Annotated in this window: 16 protein-coding genes; all 16 read left to right on the top strand. The window is 70.0% G+C overall.

The genetic code is table 11. The features are described from left to right. The first annotated feature begins 51 nt into the window (after positions 1-51). The 16 genes from ACIQU4_RS28045 to ACIQU4_RS27970 all read left to right on the top strand — a co-directional run bounded on the left by ACIQU4_RS28045 (position 52) and on the right by ACIQU4_RS27970 (position 16,032). A complete protein-coding gene (locus tag ACIQU4_RS28045) occupies positions 52-648 on the top strand; it encodes a hypothetical protein (RefSeq protein WP_403736233.1) in 597 nt (198 codons plus the stop codon). 277 nt (positions 649-925) lie between these two features. Further along, complete coding sequence (locus tag ACIQU4_RS28040; RefSeq protein ID WP_403736230.1) at positions 926-2,134, top strand: cytochrome P450; 1,209 nt, start codon at positions 926-928, stop codon at positions 2,132-2,134. Further along, complete coding sequence (locus ACIQU4_RS28035) at positions 2,131-3,261, top strand: HAD family hydrolase (RefSeq protein ID WP_403736227.1); 1,131 nt, start codon at positions 2,131-2,133, stop codon at positions 3,259-3,261. Before ACIQU4_RS28040 ends, ACIQU4_RS28035 begins: the two co-directional genes overlap by 4 nt. Before the next feature lie 256 nt (positions 3,262-3,517). Continuing rightward, a complete protein-coding gene (locus tag ACIQU4_RS28030; protein WP_403736224.1) occupies positions 3,518-5,338 on the top strand; it encodes a glycoside hydrolase family 15 protein in 1,821 nt (606 codons plus the stop codon). Beyond that, on the top strand, positions 5,338-5,529 hold the full coding sequence (locus tag ACIQU4_RS28025; protein WP_403736221.1) for a hypothetical protein: 192 nt from the start codon (positions 5,338-5,340) through the stop codon (positions 5,527-5,529). The genes ACIQU4_RS28030 and ACIQU4_RS28025 overlap by 1 nt, the downstream gene beginning before the upstream one ends. Next, positions 5,526-5,987: a recombinase family protein gene (locus ACIQU4_RS28020; protein WP_403736219.1), complete on the top strand. Its 462-nt coding sequence runs from the start codon at positions 5,526-5,528 to the stop codon at positions 5,985-5,987. Before ACIQU4_RS28025 ends, ACIQU4_RS28020 begins: the two co-directional genes overlap by 4 nt. 13 nt (positions 5,988-6,000) lie before the next feature. Beyond that, positions 6,001-6,303, top strand: a complete 303-nt coding sequence (locus ACIQU4_RS28015; protein ID WP_403736216.1) for a helix-turn-helix domain-containing protein — start codon at positions 6,001-6,003, stop codon at positions 6,301-6,303. Positions 6,304-6,317: 14 nt separating this feature from the next. Next, positions 6,318-7,643, top strand: a complete 1,326-nt coding sequence (locus ACIQU4_RS28010; RefSeq protein WP_403736213.1) for an MFS transporter — start codon at positions 6,318-6,320, stop codon at positions 7,641-7,643. Between the two features lie 62 nt (positions 7,644-7,705). Beyond that, a complete protein-coding gene (locus tag ACIQU4_RS28005) occupies positions 7,706-8,953 on the top strand; it encodes a hypothetical protein (RefSeq protein WP_403736210.1) in 1,248 nt (415 codons plus the stop codon). A gap of 96 nt (positions 8,954-9,049) precedes the next feature. After that, the gene (locus ACIQU4_RS28000) at positions 9,050-9,730 is read left to right on the top strand and encodes an HAD family hydrolase (protein ID WP_403736207.1); all 681 of its coding nucleotides are present in this window, start codon (positions 9,050-9,052) and stop codon (positions 9,728-9,730) included. A 298-nt stretch (positions 9,731-10,028) separates the two neighbouring features. After that, a complete protein-coding gene (locus tag ACIQU4_RS27995) occupies positions 10,029-10,628 on the top strand; it encodes an HAD family hydrolase (protein WP_403736205.1) in 600 nt (199 codons plus the stop codon). After that, on the top strand, positions 10,625-11,611 hold the full coding sequence (locus tag ACIQU4_RS27990) for a glycosyltransferase family 2 protein (protein ID WP_403736202.1): 987 nt from the start codon (positions 10,625-10,627) through the stop codon (positions 11,609-11,611). The genes ACIQU4_RS27995 and ACIQU4_RS27990 overlap by 4 nt, the downstream gene beginning before the upstream one ends. Beyond that, the gene (locus ACIQU4_RS27985) at positions 11,502-12,839 is read left to right on the top strand and encodes a hypothetical protein (RefSeq protein WP_403736199.1); all 1,338 of its coding nucleotides are present in this window, start codon (positions 11,502-11,504) and stop codon (positions 12,837-12,839) included. Before ACIQU4_RS27990 ends, ACIQU4_RS27985 begins: the two co-directional genes overlap by 110 nt. Before the next feature lie 22 nt (positions 12,840-12,861). Next, positions 12,862-13,860, top strand: a complete 999-nt coding sequence (locus ACIQU4_RS27980) for a phosphotransferase enzyme family protein (protein WP_403736197.1) — start codon at positions 12,862-12,864, stop codon at positions 13,858-13,860. 118 nt (positions 13,861-13,978) lie between these two features. Further along, a complete protein-coding gene (locus tag ACIQU4_RS27975) occupies positions 13,979-14,971 on the top strand; it encodes a Gfo/Idh/MocA family protein (RefSeq protein WP_403736193.1) in 993 nt (330 codons plus the stop codon). Then, a complete protein-coding gene (locus ACIQU4_RS27970) occupies positions 14,959-16,032 on the top strand; it encodes an aminotransferase class I/II-fold pyridoxal phosphate-dependent enzyme (protein ID WP_403736190.1) in 1,074 nt (357 codons plus the stop codon). Before ACIQU4_RS27975 ends, ACIQU4_RS27970 begins: the two co-directional genes overlap by 13 nt. Position 16,033: the final 1 nt, after the last annotated feature.

Below are 16,033 nucleotides of genomic sequence, written 5' to 3'. Positions count from 1 at the left end.
AACCCACACGGTGCGAACCGGTGCGGCCCCGACTTCGGAGAGGACCACAACATGTTCGATCGACCGGAAGCGCGTACGAGGCACGACGCCGGTCCGAGCGCCCGGCACGGGCGCCCCGCACCCGCTGAAAAGAACTCCCCTGCCCGCACCCGACAGCTCGCCATCGCTGTCGTCGCGCTGCGCCGTCACGTCCACCCCGGGAACGGCACGGAGCGGGTGCGCTCCCGTTCGCGGTCGCAGATCGCACGGGAACTGGGCTCCGCGCTGGGCTTTTCGGAGTCGTTGACCGCCGCCGCGCTCGCCGTCCTCGAACACCGCGGCGACATCGCAGTCATCGAAGAAGGTGCGATCTACCTCGGGCCGGGACAGGCACACCCTGACGACGCTGAGATTACCGCCCACATTCGGGCGCGGATCACGGCCGATGGCTACCGTCCCGGCCAGGCTCTGCCGCTGGGCCTGATCGCCCACGACTGCCAGGTCCCCGTCGCCCAGGTGCGCCGCGCCTGCCGATCCCTGATCAGCACCCGGCACCTGCAAAGCCTGCCCAACGGCCCGCACGGCCGCGGCATCTACGTCCGCGAAGCACCCTCCGAAGCACCCGAGCCCCCGGCGGCAGGCGGCAGGCGGCAAGGCGGCAAGACGTGAACTACGCGACAACATCCTCCACACACAGCGGAGTGCGGATGCTCGCCACGAATGCGCCTTCGCCTCCCCTCCAGATCGCTCCGCCGGCACTCATCCCTTAGAGCCGCCGGTCCCGTACGGCCGACCTGACGCCGCCGTACGGGACCGGCACCGCTACACCGCCCCGGAGCTGGGGTCGTCCGACCCGCTACCGGGTCACCCCGGGACCCGACCTGATGGCGGAACCCGCCTCTGCAGTCAGCCCTACGCCTGTTGACCGACGCCACCGGAGATCTCGATGCCCGCGACAGCCCCCATTTCCTCCCTCGACCTGCTCGACGAACGGGCGCTCGAGAACCCGTATCCGGTGTACGAGGCGATGCGCAGCATGGGGCCAGCGGTCTACCTGGAACGCCACGGCGTGTGGGCGATCCCCCGCTACGACGAGGTCCGCTCGGTCCTGGCCGCCGCCGACATCTTCCGCGCGGAAGGCGAGCGAGTCCTCACCCCGCTGGCGGGGGCGATCCTGCCGTTCGACGGTGAGCAGCACGCGCGGATGCGCCAGGTCCTGGCACATCGGCTTCGTCCCAGCGCCGTAGCCCGCCTGCAAAGACAGCTTGCGGACCGGGCACGGCGGCTGGTCTTGGAGCACTGCGTCGACGGCGGCTTCGACGCTGTCGCGCTGTCCCGCGCAATGGCCGCCGGCGCGGTAATGGACCTGATGGGCCTGGCCGAGAACCTTCGCGTGCCGGTGCTGGAGGCGATAACGACTGCTTGCGCCGCCACCGACGTGCTGGGCCCGCCCGCCGAGAGGGCGATGCTGGCGGTCCTCAACGGTGCCGTTACCCGCGGCAGCGTGCGGCGCGGGTCATGGATGGAGACCATCTTCCAGGCCGTCGATGCGGGGAAGATCTGTGACGATGAGGCCATACCGCTCGCCGTCGCGTACGCGACCGCCGGTATCGAGTCGACGGTCCTCGGGCTGGCCGGTGCGATCGTCCAGCTCGCCCGTCACCCGGAGCATTGGTGCCGCCTCCGGGTGGAACCGGCGTGTGCGGAGGCGGCCTTCCATGAGGCCGTTCGGCGCGACGCCCCGATCCAGGGGCTCGGCCGACTCGTGACGGAGTCGGTCACTCTCGACGGCGTCCAGCTGAGGGCCAGCGAGCGGGTGTGGCTGCTGATCGGCTCCGCCGGCCGTGACCCCCGCAAGTGGGGGCTGACCGCCGACACCTTCGACATGCGGCGGCCCGGAGCCGACAAGCACCTCTCGCTCGGCGCCGGATCCCACGCGTGCCCGGGCGGCCACCTCACGCTCATGCAGGCCCGCACTCTGCTGCGAGCACTTGCCGACCACTGCACCACCCTGTCCCCGGCCAGCACGCCCTCCCGCAGCCAGACACACGTTCTGCGCGGCTTCACGACAGCACTCATCACCATCACCACCCCCCGGTGGCGTGCCCAGGCACACCGGGCGTCGCCCACATCCCCATCGGAGAGTCCTCGATGAACGTCCCCGACGATCACGCAGCGAAGGGCGGGGCCGACCTCCTGGCGGACACGCTCACCCTGGCCGGGCCCGGTCCGGTGCTGCTGGACGGGTTCGACGTCGTACTCGTCGACCCGAGCCACGCTCGCGAAGCCGTCGCCCGCCTGGACAACCTGGTCGGTCTGGCTGCGGTCGGAACGGTTTTCACCCACGACGACTCCTGGGGATTTTTCCTCCCCGAGCAGTCTGGCAAGCCGACATGGCCCGCGCCGGTCCGCTACTTCGGCACCGGAGCCACGCTCACCCTGCCCCCCGCCCCGCAGCCTCAGACCGCTGAGGGATGGATCCGCTGGAGCGACGGCCCGATCTACACCGCTCCGCTCCTTCTTCACGCCGTCCTCGCCGACATCGCCGCCCGGCACCGCCCGGACGACGCCCCTGCCTCTCCGCCTGCCCATGTCCGCCTCCTGGAGCCGCCCGCCATGCCAGCACCCAAGATCGCCTTCTTCGACCTGGACGACACCCTCACCGACCACGCCACCAGCTTCCGCCGGTGGGCCGAGGAGTTCGCAGCCCGCTATGGCATCCCCCAGCACGAGGTCGAGGACGCCGAGGTCCGCTGTGCTGGCCAGCGGGACGCGTTCTTCGCAGACCTGAAGACCCGCCACAACATCACGACCTCCATCGCTGCCCTCCACGCCCAGTACCGACAGCGGTCCGCCCAACTCGTCCCCCACCGCCCGCAGGTCTGCACCGCGATCCGGTCGCTGCGCAACGGCGGATGGCGTCTGGGCGTGATCACCAACGGTGACCCGTCGACGCAGCGCCTCAAGCTGCGCACCGCGCGCCTCGACGACCTCTTCGAAGCCGTCGTGATCTCCGGGGAGTACGGGATCCGCAAGCCGGACCACAACCTGTACCGCATCGCCCTGGACGCCCTGGACACCAGCGCTGGCTTCATGGTCGGCGACGACCTTGACGCGGACGTGTCGGGTGGCAGCCAGGCCGGGCTTCGCACGGTGTGGATCTCCGGAGGCCGAGAGCGGCCGTCCACCTCACCCGAGCCCGACCACACCGTCGACACCGTTCTCGAAGCGGTTGAACTCCTCCGCGGGCACGCCCATGCCGCGCTCCCTGCCGTTGCTTAACGCGCAGCGGCCGCCGCGCGCTCGTCAGCGCACACGGCGCATCTCGACGCTCAACCGGTACCGGATCGCGGTGTTCTTGGTGTTTCTCGTGGTCTTCGTTACCGCCTCCGAGATGCCCCGCTGACCGCCCCCGGCCAGCAAGGCCCGCGGCTGGCCGCCGGAACCTACCGAACCAGCACAGCACTACCGCCCGCACGTTCATCGCGTCGACCCCCTTCTCCAAGGGCTGGTCGGTGCTCCGCAGAAGGACTGCCCTATGCCCGCGCCCATCGAGGACTACGCACTGATCGGCGACATGCAGACAGCAGCGCTGGTCAGCCGTGACGGGTCCATCGACTCAATGTGCCTGCCCCGATTCGACTCCAGCGCGGTCTTCACACACCTCCTCGGAACTGAGGATCACGGCTTCTGGCGCATCGGCCCCGCCCACCCGAACAACAGGCCCGCGCCGTCGGCAGCCCGGCGCCGCTACCTGCCCGGCACCCTGATCCTCGAATCCGAATGGGACACCCCCACCGGCCAGGTCCGCGTCACGGACTTCATGCCGCCCCGCGACGGCACCCCTCAGACGGTTCGCATTATCGAGGGCATCGCCGGCGCGGTCACGATGCGCAGCGCCCTGCGGATGCGGTTCGACTACGGACGCATCGTGCCCTGGGTGACCACCACCAACGAGGGCCGCCTCCACGCTGTCGCGGGACCCGACTCTCTGTGGCTGGACACCACGGCCACCACATACGGCCAGGACGCCACAACGTACGCCGACTTCACCGTCCGCGCGGGCGAGAGCGTCTCCTTCGTCCTCAGCTGGCAGCCCTCCCACCAGGCGCCGCCCCCGATGCTCGACGTCAGCGAGGCCCTGGAGGCGACGGAGAAGTTCTGGTCGCAGTGGAGCTCGCACTGCACCTACGACGGCCCCTACCGCGACGAACTCCTGCGATCCCTGATCACCCTCAAGGCCCTCACCTACGCCCCCACCGGCGGGATCGTCGCCGCGCCGACCACCTCGTTGCCGGAGGAGATCGGCGGGGTCCGGAACTGGGACTACCGCTACACCTGGCTCCGTGACGCCGCCATTACCCTCTCCTCCCTGCTGCGCACCGGGTACCGCGATGAGGCCCGCGCTTGGTGCGCCTGGCTGGTGCGCGCGGTGGCTGGCGACCCGGAGAACCTGCAGATCATGTACGGCATCGCCGGTGAGAGGTCCCTCGGCGAGATCGAACTGGACTGGCTGCCCGGCTACGAGGGCTCGCGTCCCGTCCGGGTCGGTAACGGGGCCGCCCATCAGCTGCAGCTCGACGTGTACGGCGAGGTCGCCATGACCCTGCATGCCGCCCGGCAAGCTGGCCTCGGCCCGAGCGAGACCGCGGCACACATCCAGGTGAAGCTGGTCGAGTACCTGGAGTCGGCCTGGAAGGAGCCGGACGAGGGCATCTGGGAGGTCCGGGGCCCGCGTCGGCACTTCGTGCACTCCAAGGTCATGGCCTGGGCCGCCGTGGACCGCACCATCACACTCGTCGAGTCTGGCGGCGCGAGCGTAGACGCCGGAGTCCTGGAGCGGTGGCGGGAGCTGCGCAGCACGATCCACGCCGAAGTCTGCGACCGCGGTTACGACCCCCGGCGCAACACCTTCACCCAGTCTTACGGGTCCCAGGAGTTGGACGCGTCGCTGCTGCTCATCCCGAAGACGGGCTTCCTACCCGCGACCGATCCGCGGGTTAAAGGCACGATCGAGGCGGTACAGCGCGAGCTGTCCACCCCCGACGGGTTCCTCCTGCGCTACCCCACCATCGGCGCTGAGCCCGGGCTGGATGGCCTGGAGGGCGACGAGGGCGCGTTCTTGGCCTGCTCGTTCTGGCTCGTGGACGCGCTCGTGATGAGTGGCCGCGTCGACGAGGCTCGCACGCTCCTGGAGCGGCTGCTGGAGCTCCGCAGCGACCTGGGGCTGCTCGCCGAGGAGTGGGACCCCGTCCAGCAGCGCCAAGTCGGCAATTTCCCACAGGCGTTCAGCCACGTCGCAATGTGCGACTCGATCCTTGATCTTGCTACCCACGACCAGGCCGGGAGCTCACGCTGATGACCACTCGCCTGACCGAGTTCCTCTTCGCCCTCTACGTGATCCCCTCCGGCCTGCCCCTGCTCACGGCAGCGGCGCACGGCGAGCGCACCGCGGCCGCAGCCGTGGTGCCGTTCCGCACCGCCGAGAGCCTGCGCATACCAACATCGATCGGCCTGGGCGGCCCCGCCGGATACCGGAGCGGGTCGTGACAGCCGAGACGCTTCCCCGGCGCGGCTGTCTGACCGGCCAGGTACGGGATCCGGCCGCCGGCGCGCGAGCCCTGTTGGAGCGGCGTACGGCGCAGCTCGCCCCTTTCGCGGCGGCAGTCCTGGAGGCTCGGAGCCGGCCGTGCGTAGACGTCTATGTCCTGCTCTCTCCAGGACAGGAGCCTGGTGTCCGGGCGGCCTTCGCGGAGCAGACCGCTCGCGCTCGCGGATGGAACGTCGCCCGCGTCATCTGCGACACCACAGGCTCCGGCACCGACCCCGCACTACGCCCGGCCTTGGCCACGGCCCTCGACCGGATCGCCCGCGGTAAGAGCGCCGGTCTCGTCGCCGTGTCGCGCGCCGACATCAGTGGTTTCGACGACGAGTACGCAGCGGTACTCGACCGCCTGCGCGACGTGGGGGGCTTCCTCGACCTCGCGCACCCCGAGACAGCCCTCTGATCAGGAGCCGACCATGTCCGTCACCCGTTCCCCCCGACCGGCGAGAGCAAGCCGGGCCGCCGCGAAGCCATCACACACCGAGCCGAAGCTCAGCCTGCCCCGCATCCCGAAGGGCAAGCGCCTGACCGGCGACGCGCGGACGGCATTCGTACGAGCTGTTGTCGCCGCCTACATGGACGAGCGCCAGGGTTCCATCAGGCAGATCACGCAGGAAACGGGCCGTGCCTACGGGACGATCCACCGGCTCCTCACCGATGCGAATGTCCCTCTGCGCGGCCGTGGCGGTGCACACACCCGTGGCCGGGCACAGGCGTGAGAGGGAGAATCCGGATGCCACCCCTTCCCCGCCCCGACGGGCGGCGCTTGGTTACTGATTCGCCCACCAAGTTCGCAGGCCCTGGGGGGCCGGTCCCGCGTTCATCGCTGCGCGGGGACTGGACGTTCGGCATCTACCTGGTGGGCGATGCCGCGAGTCTGATCGGGACCAGCGTGCATGCGGTCGCCTTGCCTGTGCTCGCGGTCCTCCACCTCCAAGCCACCCCGGCGCAGGTCGCACACCTGTATCTACTGATCCAGGCCCCCAATTTCGTGATGGCCTTGCCCGCCGGAGCGCTCGCCGACCGCTACGCGCCCAAGACCCTCCTGATCGCCACCGACCTGGCGGCGGCCGGCCTCGTCGCGGCCGTCCCAGCCGCCGCGCTGGCCGGGACGCTGTCCATGCCGCTCCTGTACGTCGTCGCGGTCTTCCTGGGGGCCGTCACCGTGCTCCACCATGCCGCGGCAAGCGCGATCCTGCCGAAGCTCGTGGCTCCGGCCCTGCTCCATCAGGCAATCTCACGTCAGGAAGCGATACTCGGTGCCGCCTCGACCGCGGGGACGTACCTGGGCACCGCTGTCGTAGCCCTCACCGGAGCCGCCTGGGCGTTCGCGCTGGACAGCATCTCCTACCTGGTCTCCGCTTGGTGCACGAGCCGGATACCCGGCCACCCCTCACCTTCAGCACGGGAGCGGCCTACGAGGCTGACCACCGAGGTGTGGGAAGGGATTCTCTACGTCGCCCGGGACCCCCTGCTGCGGCCTCTGGCTCTGTGTATGGCCGGGACCGGCGTCGGCGCTGGTGTGATCGCAGTCTTCTCGGGCTGGTACCTGCTGACCGTCCTTCAGACCGGCCCCACCGGCCTCGGCCTGATCATGGGCATGTCCGGGGCCGGATACCTCGTCGGAGCGCTCGTATCACCCCGCCTTGTCGGCCGGTTCGGGCCCGGGACGGTCCTGATCGCCAGCGTCGCTGTCTACCCCCTGATGGAGGTACCCCTCCTCCTGGCAGACCCGGGTCCGCTATGGCTGGTCATCCTGTCTCTGGCCGGGGCGCTCCAGCTCGCAGCAGCCGCCTGCGCGACCGCTACCGTGCGGACCGTACGCCAGCAGATGTGCCCTCCGTCCTTCCAGGCCCGCGTTCAGCAGACCTCCGTCTGGTTCGTCGGTGGGAGCCGGCCCCTGGCCGCCCTGGCCGCGGGTGCTCTCGCCGCCGCGGTCGGGGTATGGGCCACCCTGCTCACCGGCGCGCTCGTCCTTGTGGCGACCGCCCTGGCCCTGTGGGCCTCCCCTGTCCGTCACCGGGCCGACATGCCTACCGCCGTCGGTAGAGGCCAGTGAAGCCGCATGCCGCGATTCAAGCCGTCCAGATGCGTGGCCCTCTCCCGAGAGATTTGGACCTGATGAGTACGCAGATTCCGGCACAGCGCCGAAACGAAAAGTTGGGATGGTGGGTCCAACAAACCGGCCTCAGCTATGCAAAGTTCGCGCGGGAACTGTGGACGACTGCACGGGCAAACGGACGGCCCGACCTTCGGCCGGATCGCACGCGAATCGGCCACTGGATCAACGACGGGCAGGTGCCGCAGCACCCTCTGCCGGCCTTTCTCGCCCAGACGGTTGCCAGGCTTCGTGGATGTGCGGTCGAGCCTGCTGACCTGGGACTGCCGCGCGCTCTGGCCGCGCCAGTCGGGCTCGGTGCAGTTGATGTCGCCAATGCCTTCGCACGGCAGGTCACCTCCTCGGAACTGGCCGCGTCCGATGTCGCCGATCTTGACCTGGCCGTCCATGAACTTACTGCGGTCTATCCCAACCGCGCACCGAGAGACTTGTGGGAGTCGGCCATGAGGCATCGGCATACAGCCCATGAACTGCTGCACCACCGGCGCCACACGCTCCGCGAGGGCCGTGAGATCGCGCGCCACGCCGGGATGCTGTCGGTCGTCCTGGCCTGGATCGCACACGACACGGGTGATCACAGCGCTGTGACGGCCTTCGCCGCCGACGCGAGTGCACACGGGCAGCAGGCCGACGCACCGGAAGTGACCGCATGGGCGGAAGACGTCCTCGCGACCGATGCCCTCTACAACGGGAAGCCGTTGGACGCGCTCGCCGCCGCAACTCGCGGGCTGGCCGTTGCCCCCCGCAAGAGCGAAGCCGTGTACCGGCTTACGGCCCAACTGGCCCGAGTCCACGCCCGTCTGGGCAATGAGGACGGCTATCACGAGGCTGCGCGGCGGATCGACGAGTACCGTCCGGAACTCCCCCGGTGCCGTAGTGGGCTCTTCGGGTTCGACAGCGCGGCAGTCGACTCGTTTCACGCCTCGTCGTTTCTGTGGCTGAGACATCCGCAGGAGGCTCACAAGTCGGCGACGGCCGCGATCGGCTTCTACCGCTCGATGGTCGCGCCGGCTGCTGCACCCACACGCCTGGCCCTTACTGAACTTGATCTCGCTCTGGCCCACGCTGCTCTGGGTGATCCGGACGAGGCTGTCCGCGCAGGCCAGGAAGCCCTGTCGGGCGTCAGGGTTGTCGAGTCCATCCTCGACCGTGCTCATCAGGTCGATCTCGACCTGCGTCGGCGTTTCCCGGGCCACCCAGGCACCGACGAATTCCGAGACCGGATCCGGTCCATGCGACCCGCCGCCTAGTGGTCCGGTCATCCGCGGTATCGAATCCGGCGGGCACATGCTCGTCGTCGGCCACGGGGGCGTCATGCGCTCCCGCCACCAGAGGATGGATAACGGATGCAGCACTCCGCTCTCAGCCGTGTCGCCCCCGGTCCCCGATCCGCAGTGGTCTTCGACTGTGATGGTCTTCTGATCACCACGGAGAGGGCCTGGGACTTGGCGTACGACGCGCTCTTTGCTCGATTCGGTGCCGAGCTCGGCCCAGGTGGCCGCGACCGCCTCAGGGGCCTCGGCCTCGATGCGGTCGGGCAGGTTCTTGCCGAACTGCTGCACCAACCCGGGTCCGGACCCGTCTTGGCACATCAGGCTCTCGAGCTGATGCAGAGCCACCTCGAAGAGGTCATCGCTCCTATGCCCGGCGCGGTCACGCTGGTTGCCGAACTGGCCGGCACCCGTCCACTGGCTGTCGCGTCCAACGCCCCCACCAGCGTCGTGCGGGCCCACTTGCAGAGGTTCTTCGACCTGACCAGCATCGCCATCATCGGCGGCGACATGGTCCACAAACCGAAGCCTCAGCCGGACGTCTACCTCGCCGCCTGCAAGGCACTCGGCTCAGACCCGGTGCAGACATGGGCCTTCGAAGACTCCGTTACCGGCGCCACCGCGGCGCATGTGGCCGGCCTGTACGTCGTGGGTGTCCCTCACGGCACCACCTCCACGATTGCCTGCCACCTCGCCGCCGACTCATTGGACGATCCGCGGCTGCGCCGCGCCCTTTTCCACAGCCCGGCCGGATAGAGCTCCCCGCAGGTTCGTCCTCCCCGCGCAAAAGCCTGCGAGGTGGTCCTGTGCCGGTGATGACGTGCGTCCGGGCGGAGCGCCACAGCCCGCCACGGGATGCCACACATCTTCGTCCGATCCGCCACAGTGCGCGCCCTATCCGTGCCACAGGTCTATGGGGTGTCCTGTGGAGGTGAACAGCCCGTGCGGCACACGCCGCAAGGTTCTTCAGACCGGTGCAAGCAGGGCTTCAGTGCGGTCGGATCACCCCGGCCACGGGGGCCCGGCGGCTCGGTCGAAGGGAGGGTTCGGCTCCGTGGCGCAGAAGGTTTTGACCACCGTGCTCTGCGACGTGGGCGATGTGCTGATCAGGTTCGACCGGGGCGTCGCCGAGGCAATCGAGCGCCGGCACGGCCTGGCTGAAGGATCGCTCCTGCCTGCCGTCTTGAAGTCCCAGCCCGGCCGCCTGGCCATGGCAGGGGCCATCGACCACGACACCTGGCGAAAGGAGGTGGGCGCGCTGGTGGGGCCCGGGGCGGTCGAGGAATGGCTCCAGTACCACGGCGAGCTCGACTCGGAGGTCGTCGCTGACCTCGAGGAGGTCAGGGACCGGGGGGTGCGTGTCGTCCTTCTGTCCAACGCCAACGGCCGACTGCGTGCTGATCTCGCCTTCCACGGCGTTGCGGACGTGGCGGACCTGGTGCTCGGCTCCGCCGAGATGGGGCTGCTCAAGCCCGACCCCTACTGCTACCAGGAAGCGGCGCGGCTGGGCGGCTTCAACTTCCCCGATGCGCTGTACGTCGATGACACCCCCTCCTGGGTGGCTGCTGGCGAGACCCTCGGAATGACCGGACACACCTTCACATCCGCGCGGGCACTGAATGAGTGCCTCATCTCGAAAGGACTGCTGTCGTGAGCACCGCTGAGAGCGGGCCACGCGCTCCCGCCGTGAGCATCATCGTCGCCACGGCCAGGGACAGCGGCTGCCAGCGGCTGGTCCAGGCCGTACGGGCACAGTTCGCCGCCTCTCCGGAGACGTCGTACGAGATCGTGCTCGTACTGGACGGATGCCCCCGCTACCCGTGGCTGACCGGCGTCGAGGACGACATGCGCGTCATCGTCCTGTCGCAGCGCCTGGGCATCGCCCGCGCCCGGAACACGGGGATCAACGCGAGCCGGGGAGGTCTGCTGGCCTTCCTCGATGATGACTGCGTGCCGGCGGACACCTGGCTCCCCGAGCTCCTGCGCATGAGCGCCGAGTACCGCAGCTCCACCGCGTTCGGCGGACGTGTGATCGCCACCGCCCCCTCGAACCTCTACAGCCAGCTGCGCGACGGGGTCTACTACTACGAGACCTTTGGCGCCTGGTACACCGACGGCTCCTCCTCCGAGGACGTCCTCGGGGCCCCGTACGTGAACGGGGGCAACTGCGCCTACCGACGCGAGGCGCTCCTCGGCAGCGGCGGATTCGATGCCCTGCTGCCCGCATACAGCGACGTGGAGCTCGGCCGGCGCCTGGCCCTGGCCAAACGGGCTGTGCTCAGCCCGCGGATGGCCATCCACCACGATCATCCCAGCGCGTTCCGGCAGTACATGATCCGCTGCTGGCGCAGCGGCCGGGCCCGCGCCGTCCTGTGGTGGCACCGGGGCTACCGGCAGGACTCACCCCTTGCAGTCGGCCGTACCGTCGCGGCCAACCTCGTGTGGCACAACGCCGTTCACCGGCGGCGCCGGATCACCGCGTCCCCCGTCCGGGTGGTGGCGGTACTGACCTGTCAGGAGATCATTCATGGCATCGGATACGCGTACGCGCTCCTCGGGAGCCTCGTTGGCCGTCGGCGTGCTGGCGACTGCTCTGGTGGCGCGCCGGGCGCGGGAGTGGCGGCAGGTACGGCGTAGCCGCGCCCGGCACGCGCTGCCCGTGGCCTCGGCCGGGGCTGCTGCCGACGATGCCCGGGTGGTGTGCGTCGTGCCGATGTTCCAGGAGACCGACCTCGCCGCGGACACCGTCCGCTTCTGGCGCCGCCTCGTGCTGGACAAGACGGTGGACGCGGTGGTCCTGGTGACGACCGTCAAGGAGTCGGATCAGGCCGGGCAGACCACCCACGCCCTGCTGGAGAAGGCGCTCGCCGCCGACGGAGCCGGGACGGACCCTCTCGTGCTGCTCCACTGCCAGGAGGTGTGCCCCTACCGTGCGGCCCAGCTCGATCTGGCGGTCGAGTGGGCGCGGGAGCGGTTCACCGCGGCCGCGGAGATGGAGTCGCTGTGGATCGGGGTTTACAACGCCGACTCGCGGCCGCAGCCGGAGACATTCGACGAACTGCGGAAGCAGATCGCCGCCACGCCGGACGTGCGCCTGTTCCAGCAGCTCGTCGACTACGTGGTCCCCGACCGCGAGGGCAGCGGGAAGGTGGCTGCGGGGAACGCCGTGCTGCAGACCTGGTGGACCCTGTCGCACTACGCATCCCGCAACACACGGGGACTGCCCGGTGACACGGTGTGGTCGAGAACCTCGCCGTACTCGACATTCGGACACGGCGAGTTCATTCGCAGCGACTTCCTCAAGTTCATCGGCGGGTTCCCGCGCTACGCCTACGCCGACGGGCTCCTGCTGGGCTGGGTGGCCCGCCTCGCGGGCGAGCCGATCGGCCTGCTGATGAGCCGAGACATCGCCGAGGTCCCCCGTACCGCCCGCGATCTCGTGCTGCAGCAGACCGCCTGGTTGCGCGGCCTGCTCAATTTCGGCATCACGGTCGAGTGGTGCCGCACCCAGGGCCTGCTGAACCTCTCGGACCGGGAGGTCCGGCTGCTGCGGGCTCGCCACCTGGCGATTCCCGTGGCCTGGGGACTGAGCACCGCGGTGGTCGCGGCGGGAATCGCGGCTGAATCCCACCGGGTGATTCGCGGGCGAAGCTCTGCGGTCGGCCTCGCGACGGTGGCAGCATTGGCTGCCTACCCCATCCTTCCCGGGCTGGTGGCCACGACGCGTCAGCAGCGCGCCATGGGACTGGGCCGGAGGGTCGCCGGGGTACTGGCATCCTGGCCAGTGGAGGGTCTGGCTTTCTGGCCGGCCTTGCACGGGCACCTGCGGCACGGCCAGCAGGCTCCGGCCAAGACGCCGCGCTAGGCGGTAGGAAAGGTGAACGGGAATGTCGGCCGACGACAGCGCCAGCGAGCAGCTGCTCAGCGACGCCCTGGCCTGCGTGAGCAGCACGTGGCACGCGGCGGACTACCGGTTCGAGCCGGTGGCTGGCGGCACCATGGCCGCGGTCTGGCGTGGCGTCTCGGCGTCCTCGCAGGCCCCGGAGGTGGCCGTGCGGCTGACGCCCAAGCCGGCTGCTCTGATCGGCCGGATCGCCGGGTTGGTCGACGGTGTCGACGGTGTCGAGTGTCCGCAGACGCTGGCCGTCGCCACGGTGGAGACCAGGGGTGGTCCGCAGACCGTTCACGTGTGCACCTGGATCGGCAAGGGGGGCGCCGACCGGAGCGACCCGTACGGCCTGGGCCAGGACCTTGCTCGGCTCCACGCGGAGCTGGCCCGGCCGGACGCCGGCGACTTCACCGACCGCCGCCTGACCTTCGAACGCGGCCCGGTTCCTTCCCCGGACCAGGAGCTTCCGCACTGGTATGTGGCCCGGCATCTGTGGCGGGACCGGATCCTGCCCCGCCTGGCCCAGGACCTGGCGTCCCTGCGGCCCCAGCCCATCCACGGCGACCTGCACTGGGACAACGTCGTTGCCGGCAGCGGTGGCGGCCGGTTCGGGTTCATCGACTTCGACAAGGTCATGCACGCGCCACCGGTCTTCGACCTCGCCAAGCTCCTCGCCACCGGGTTCTTCGTCCTCCAGGGCGAACGGGCCCGCTATCAGCAGGCCCGGGCCGCAGACCTCCTGGCGGGCTACCGCAGCATCCGGCCACTGGAGGAGGCCGAGGTAGCCGCGATCGAAGGCTTCGTGGTGATCCTCAACGGCGAGATCGCCCGCCTCGGGTACGCATACGACGTCCCCGCTTACCAGGCCCAGGCCAACGCGGTCGGAGCCTGGTGGACGACCAGGCGCCGCCAGCGCCCCCAGGACCCGCTCGGCTTGCGCGAGCGGAGAGACCCGCCTGCACCCCAGCAGCTTCGCCTGCCTGACCACGACAGCTAGGCCCTCCCTCACCTCCCGCGCCTTCTGACAAGACCCGTGTGCCCGAGTACGGCCGGGCGCCTGCCTGCACACGAGGTGATCTGTCATGCCCATGCTCAGAATCTGAATGGAGTGACGTATGCGTTCCCTGCTCATCGGCGCCGGCGGTCACGGCGGCGACACCCTGCTGCCGGCAGCCTGCTCCGCTGGCCTGCCCCTGTCCGCCCTGGTCGACCAGGACACCGAGCGCGCCAAGCAGCTCGCCGCCCAGTGGATGATTCCCCAGACCTACGCCTCGGTCGGCGAGGTGGACCCGGCGGTCTTCGACGCCGCGCTCATCGCCCTGCCCGTCACCGAGCAGGCCGACCACGCCGCCTGGGCGATCAAGTCCGGACTGCACACCTTCGTGGAGAAGCCCCCGGCCCCGGACCTGGAGGGCCTGCACTCCCTCATCGCGCTGGCCCGGCAGGCCGAGGTGACCTGCTGCGTCGGCATGAACTTCCGGTGGGCAGAGGGCGTGCGCCAGCTGGTCAAGGCCCTGGAGTCTGGCCGGTACGGGACGGCCCGCTGCGTGCGGGTCGAACACGTGGCCCGCAAACCCGTGGAGACCTTCGGTCCGCACATGTCCCTGGAGGCGAGCCTCTTCGCCGCGCAGGGAATCCACGCCATCGACCTGGCCGAGATGCTTCTGCCGGGCACGTCGTCCCCGACCGGCCAGATGATCTCGGTGGACCGGGGGCGCCTGTGCTCCATGGTCTCCAGCGAGTCCAAGGCTGGGACCCGGGTGGAAGTGCAGTTCGGCAGCTGCGCGGCTGGCTTCTACCACTCCGTCCACGTGACCACCTCGCGCGGTGATGTGCTGTACCTGCGCGACCTGTCCGAGCTGCAGCTCCGGCCCAGCGGCAGCGACCAGCACGTCGCGGAGTACCCCGGTGCCCGGGTGCTGTGGCGCCGCTCCCCGGCCTCCGGCGGCTACACCCACGCCGGATACGGCCCCGAGCTGGCCGCCTTCCGGGACGCCCTCCAGAGCGGCGCTGCCCCCCGCCACCTCGCCCGGCTCGAGGACCTGCTCCCCGTGTACGAGGCGTTCGACGTGCTGCTGAAGAAGGAGGGCCTGTCATGGACCGCGTGACCAACCAGCTGATCGACCTCGCCATCGCCGACGGCGGCACCGGCAACGCCGAGGTGGTCCGCACCCTGGAGAAGCACCTGGCCTCCCTCCTCGACGCCCCATACGCCCTGTGCGTCTCCTCGGGCACCGCCGCTCTGGTCTGCGCGCTGCATGCGGTCGGCGTGCAGCCGGGGGATCGTGTCGCGGTTTCGGCGCTGGGGCCGTCGATGACCGGGCTGGCGGTCGCCACGGTGGGCGCCGAACCCGTGTTCGTCGACTGCCGCCCCGGCTCCTTCGCGCTGGATGCGGATTCCCTGAACGCGGCGGCGAAGGCCGGTCCGCTGGCAGCGGTGATCCCGGTCCCGATGTGGGGCTACTGGGACGAGGACCCCCAGGTTCTCGCCGACCTCCGCCAGCGCGGTATCCCGGTGATCGTCGATGCCGCCCAGGCCCCCCTTCTGCGGCTGGGCCCGCAGACGCTGGCGGAGAGCGCCGACGTGATCTGCCTGAGCCTGCACGGCCGCAAGCCCCTCAAGGCCGGTGAAGGCGGGGCCTGCTTGACCCGGAACCCCAAGCTCGCCGAGCGGGTCCTGGCCGTGCGCAACTTCGGGCAGCAGACGAAGTTCACCGGCACCCGGCTGGATCCCACCGGCCCGTTCGGTGGCCAGTTCGGCAGCAACTTCAAGATCAACGCGCTGGGCGCGGCCTGGGCCCTGGCCCAGAGCACAGACGTCGGCGCGCTGCGCTCCCGCTTCGCCACACTGCGCAAGACGGCGCAGGCGGCGTTCGAGGCGACCGGCATCGACTGGCAGGAGGCGCCACAGGCCGGCGGCGTCTTGGAGCACGGCGGGTACGGACTGGTCGCCGTGTGCGCCGCCGCCGGCGATGCCGCGTTCATGGCCCACCAGCTGGCCGACAGCGGCATCGAGGTCGACACCCTGCGCTACTCCTACGCTCCCATGCATCACAGTCCGTACTTCGCCGTCCACCGGACGAGCACCCTGGCCGCCAGCGACCTCGCGGCTCGCGCGGTGGCCTGCCGTCTCGAAGCGTTCCCCTCACCCCTGCCCTTCGGAGGCTGAC

Source organism: Streptomyces sp. NPDC090741 (genome assembly GCF_044769045.1).
Lineage (GTDB): Bacteria > Actinomycetota > Actinomycetes > Streptomycetales > Streptomycetaceae > Streptomyces.
This window is presented reverse-complemented; position numbering and strand designations above follow the sequence as displayed.

Coding starts and splice junctions, on each gene's coding strand:
- ACIQU4_RS27985 (WP_403736199.1), top strand. CDS start 11,502: ATGGCATCGGATACGCGTACGCGCTCCTCGGGAGCCTCGTTGGCCGTC.
- ACIQU4_RS28010 (WP_403736213.1), top strand. CDS start 6,318: ATGCCACCCCTTCCCCGCCCCGACGGGCGGCGCTTGGTTACTGATTCG.
- ACIQU4_RS28000 (WP_403736207.1), top strand. CDS start 9,050: ATGCAGCACTCCGCTCTCAGCCGTGTCGCCCCCGGTCCCCGATCCGCA.
- ACIQU4_RS28005 (WP_403736210.1), top strand. CDS start 7,706: ATGAGTACGCAGATTCCGGCACAGCGCCGAAACGAAAAGTTGGGATGG.
- ACIQU4_RS27975 (WP_403736193.1), top strand. CDS start 13,979: ATGCGTTCCCTGCTCATCGGCGCCGGCGGTCACGGCGGCGACACCCTG.
- ACIQU4_RS27980 (WP_403736197.1), top strand. CDS start 12,862: ATGTCGGCCGACGACAGCGCCAGCGAGCAGCTGCTCAGCGACGCCCTG.
- ACIQU4_RS28015 (WP_403736216.1), top strand. CDS start 6,001: ATGTCCGTCACCCGTTCCCCCCGACCGGCGAGAGCAAGCCGGGCCGCC.
- ACIQU4_RS28035 (WP_403736227.1), top strand. CDS start 2,131: ATGAACGTCCCCGACGATCACGCAGCGAAGGGCGGGGCCGACCTCCTG.
- ACIQU4_RS28030 (WP_403736224.1), top strand. CDS start 3,518: ATGCCCGCGCCCATCGAGGACTACGCACTGATCGGCGACATGCAGACA.
- ACIQU4_RS28040 (WP_403736230.1), top strand. CDS start 926: ATGCCCGCGACAGCCCCCATTTCCTCCCTCGACCTGCTCGACGAACGG.
- ACIQU4_RS28045 (WP_403736233.1), top strand. CDS start 52: ATGTTCGATCGACCGGAAGCGCGTACGAGGCACGACGCCGGTCCGAGC.
- ACIQU4_RS28025 (WP_403736221.1), top strand. CDS start 5,338: ATGACCACTCGCCTGACCGAGTTCCTCTTCGCCCTCTACGTGATCCCC.
- ACIQU4_RS27970 (WP_403736190.1), top strand. CDS start 14,959: ATGGACCGCGTGACCAACCAGCTGATCGACCTCGCCATCGCCGACGGC.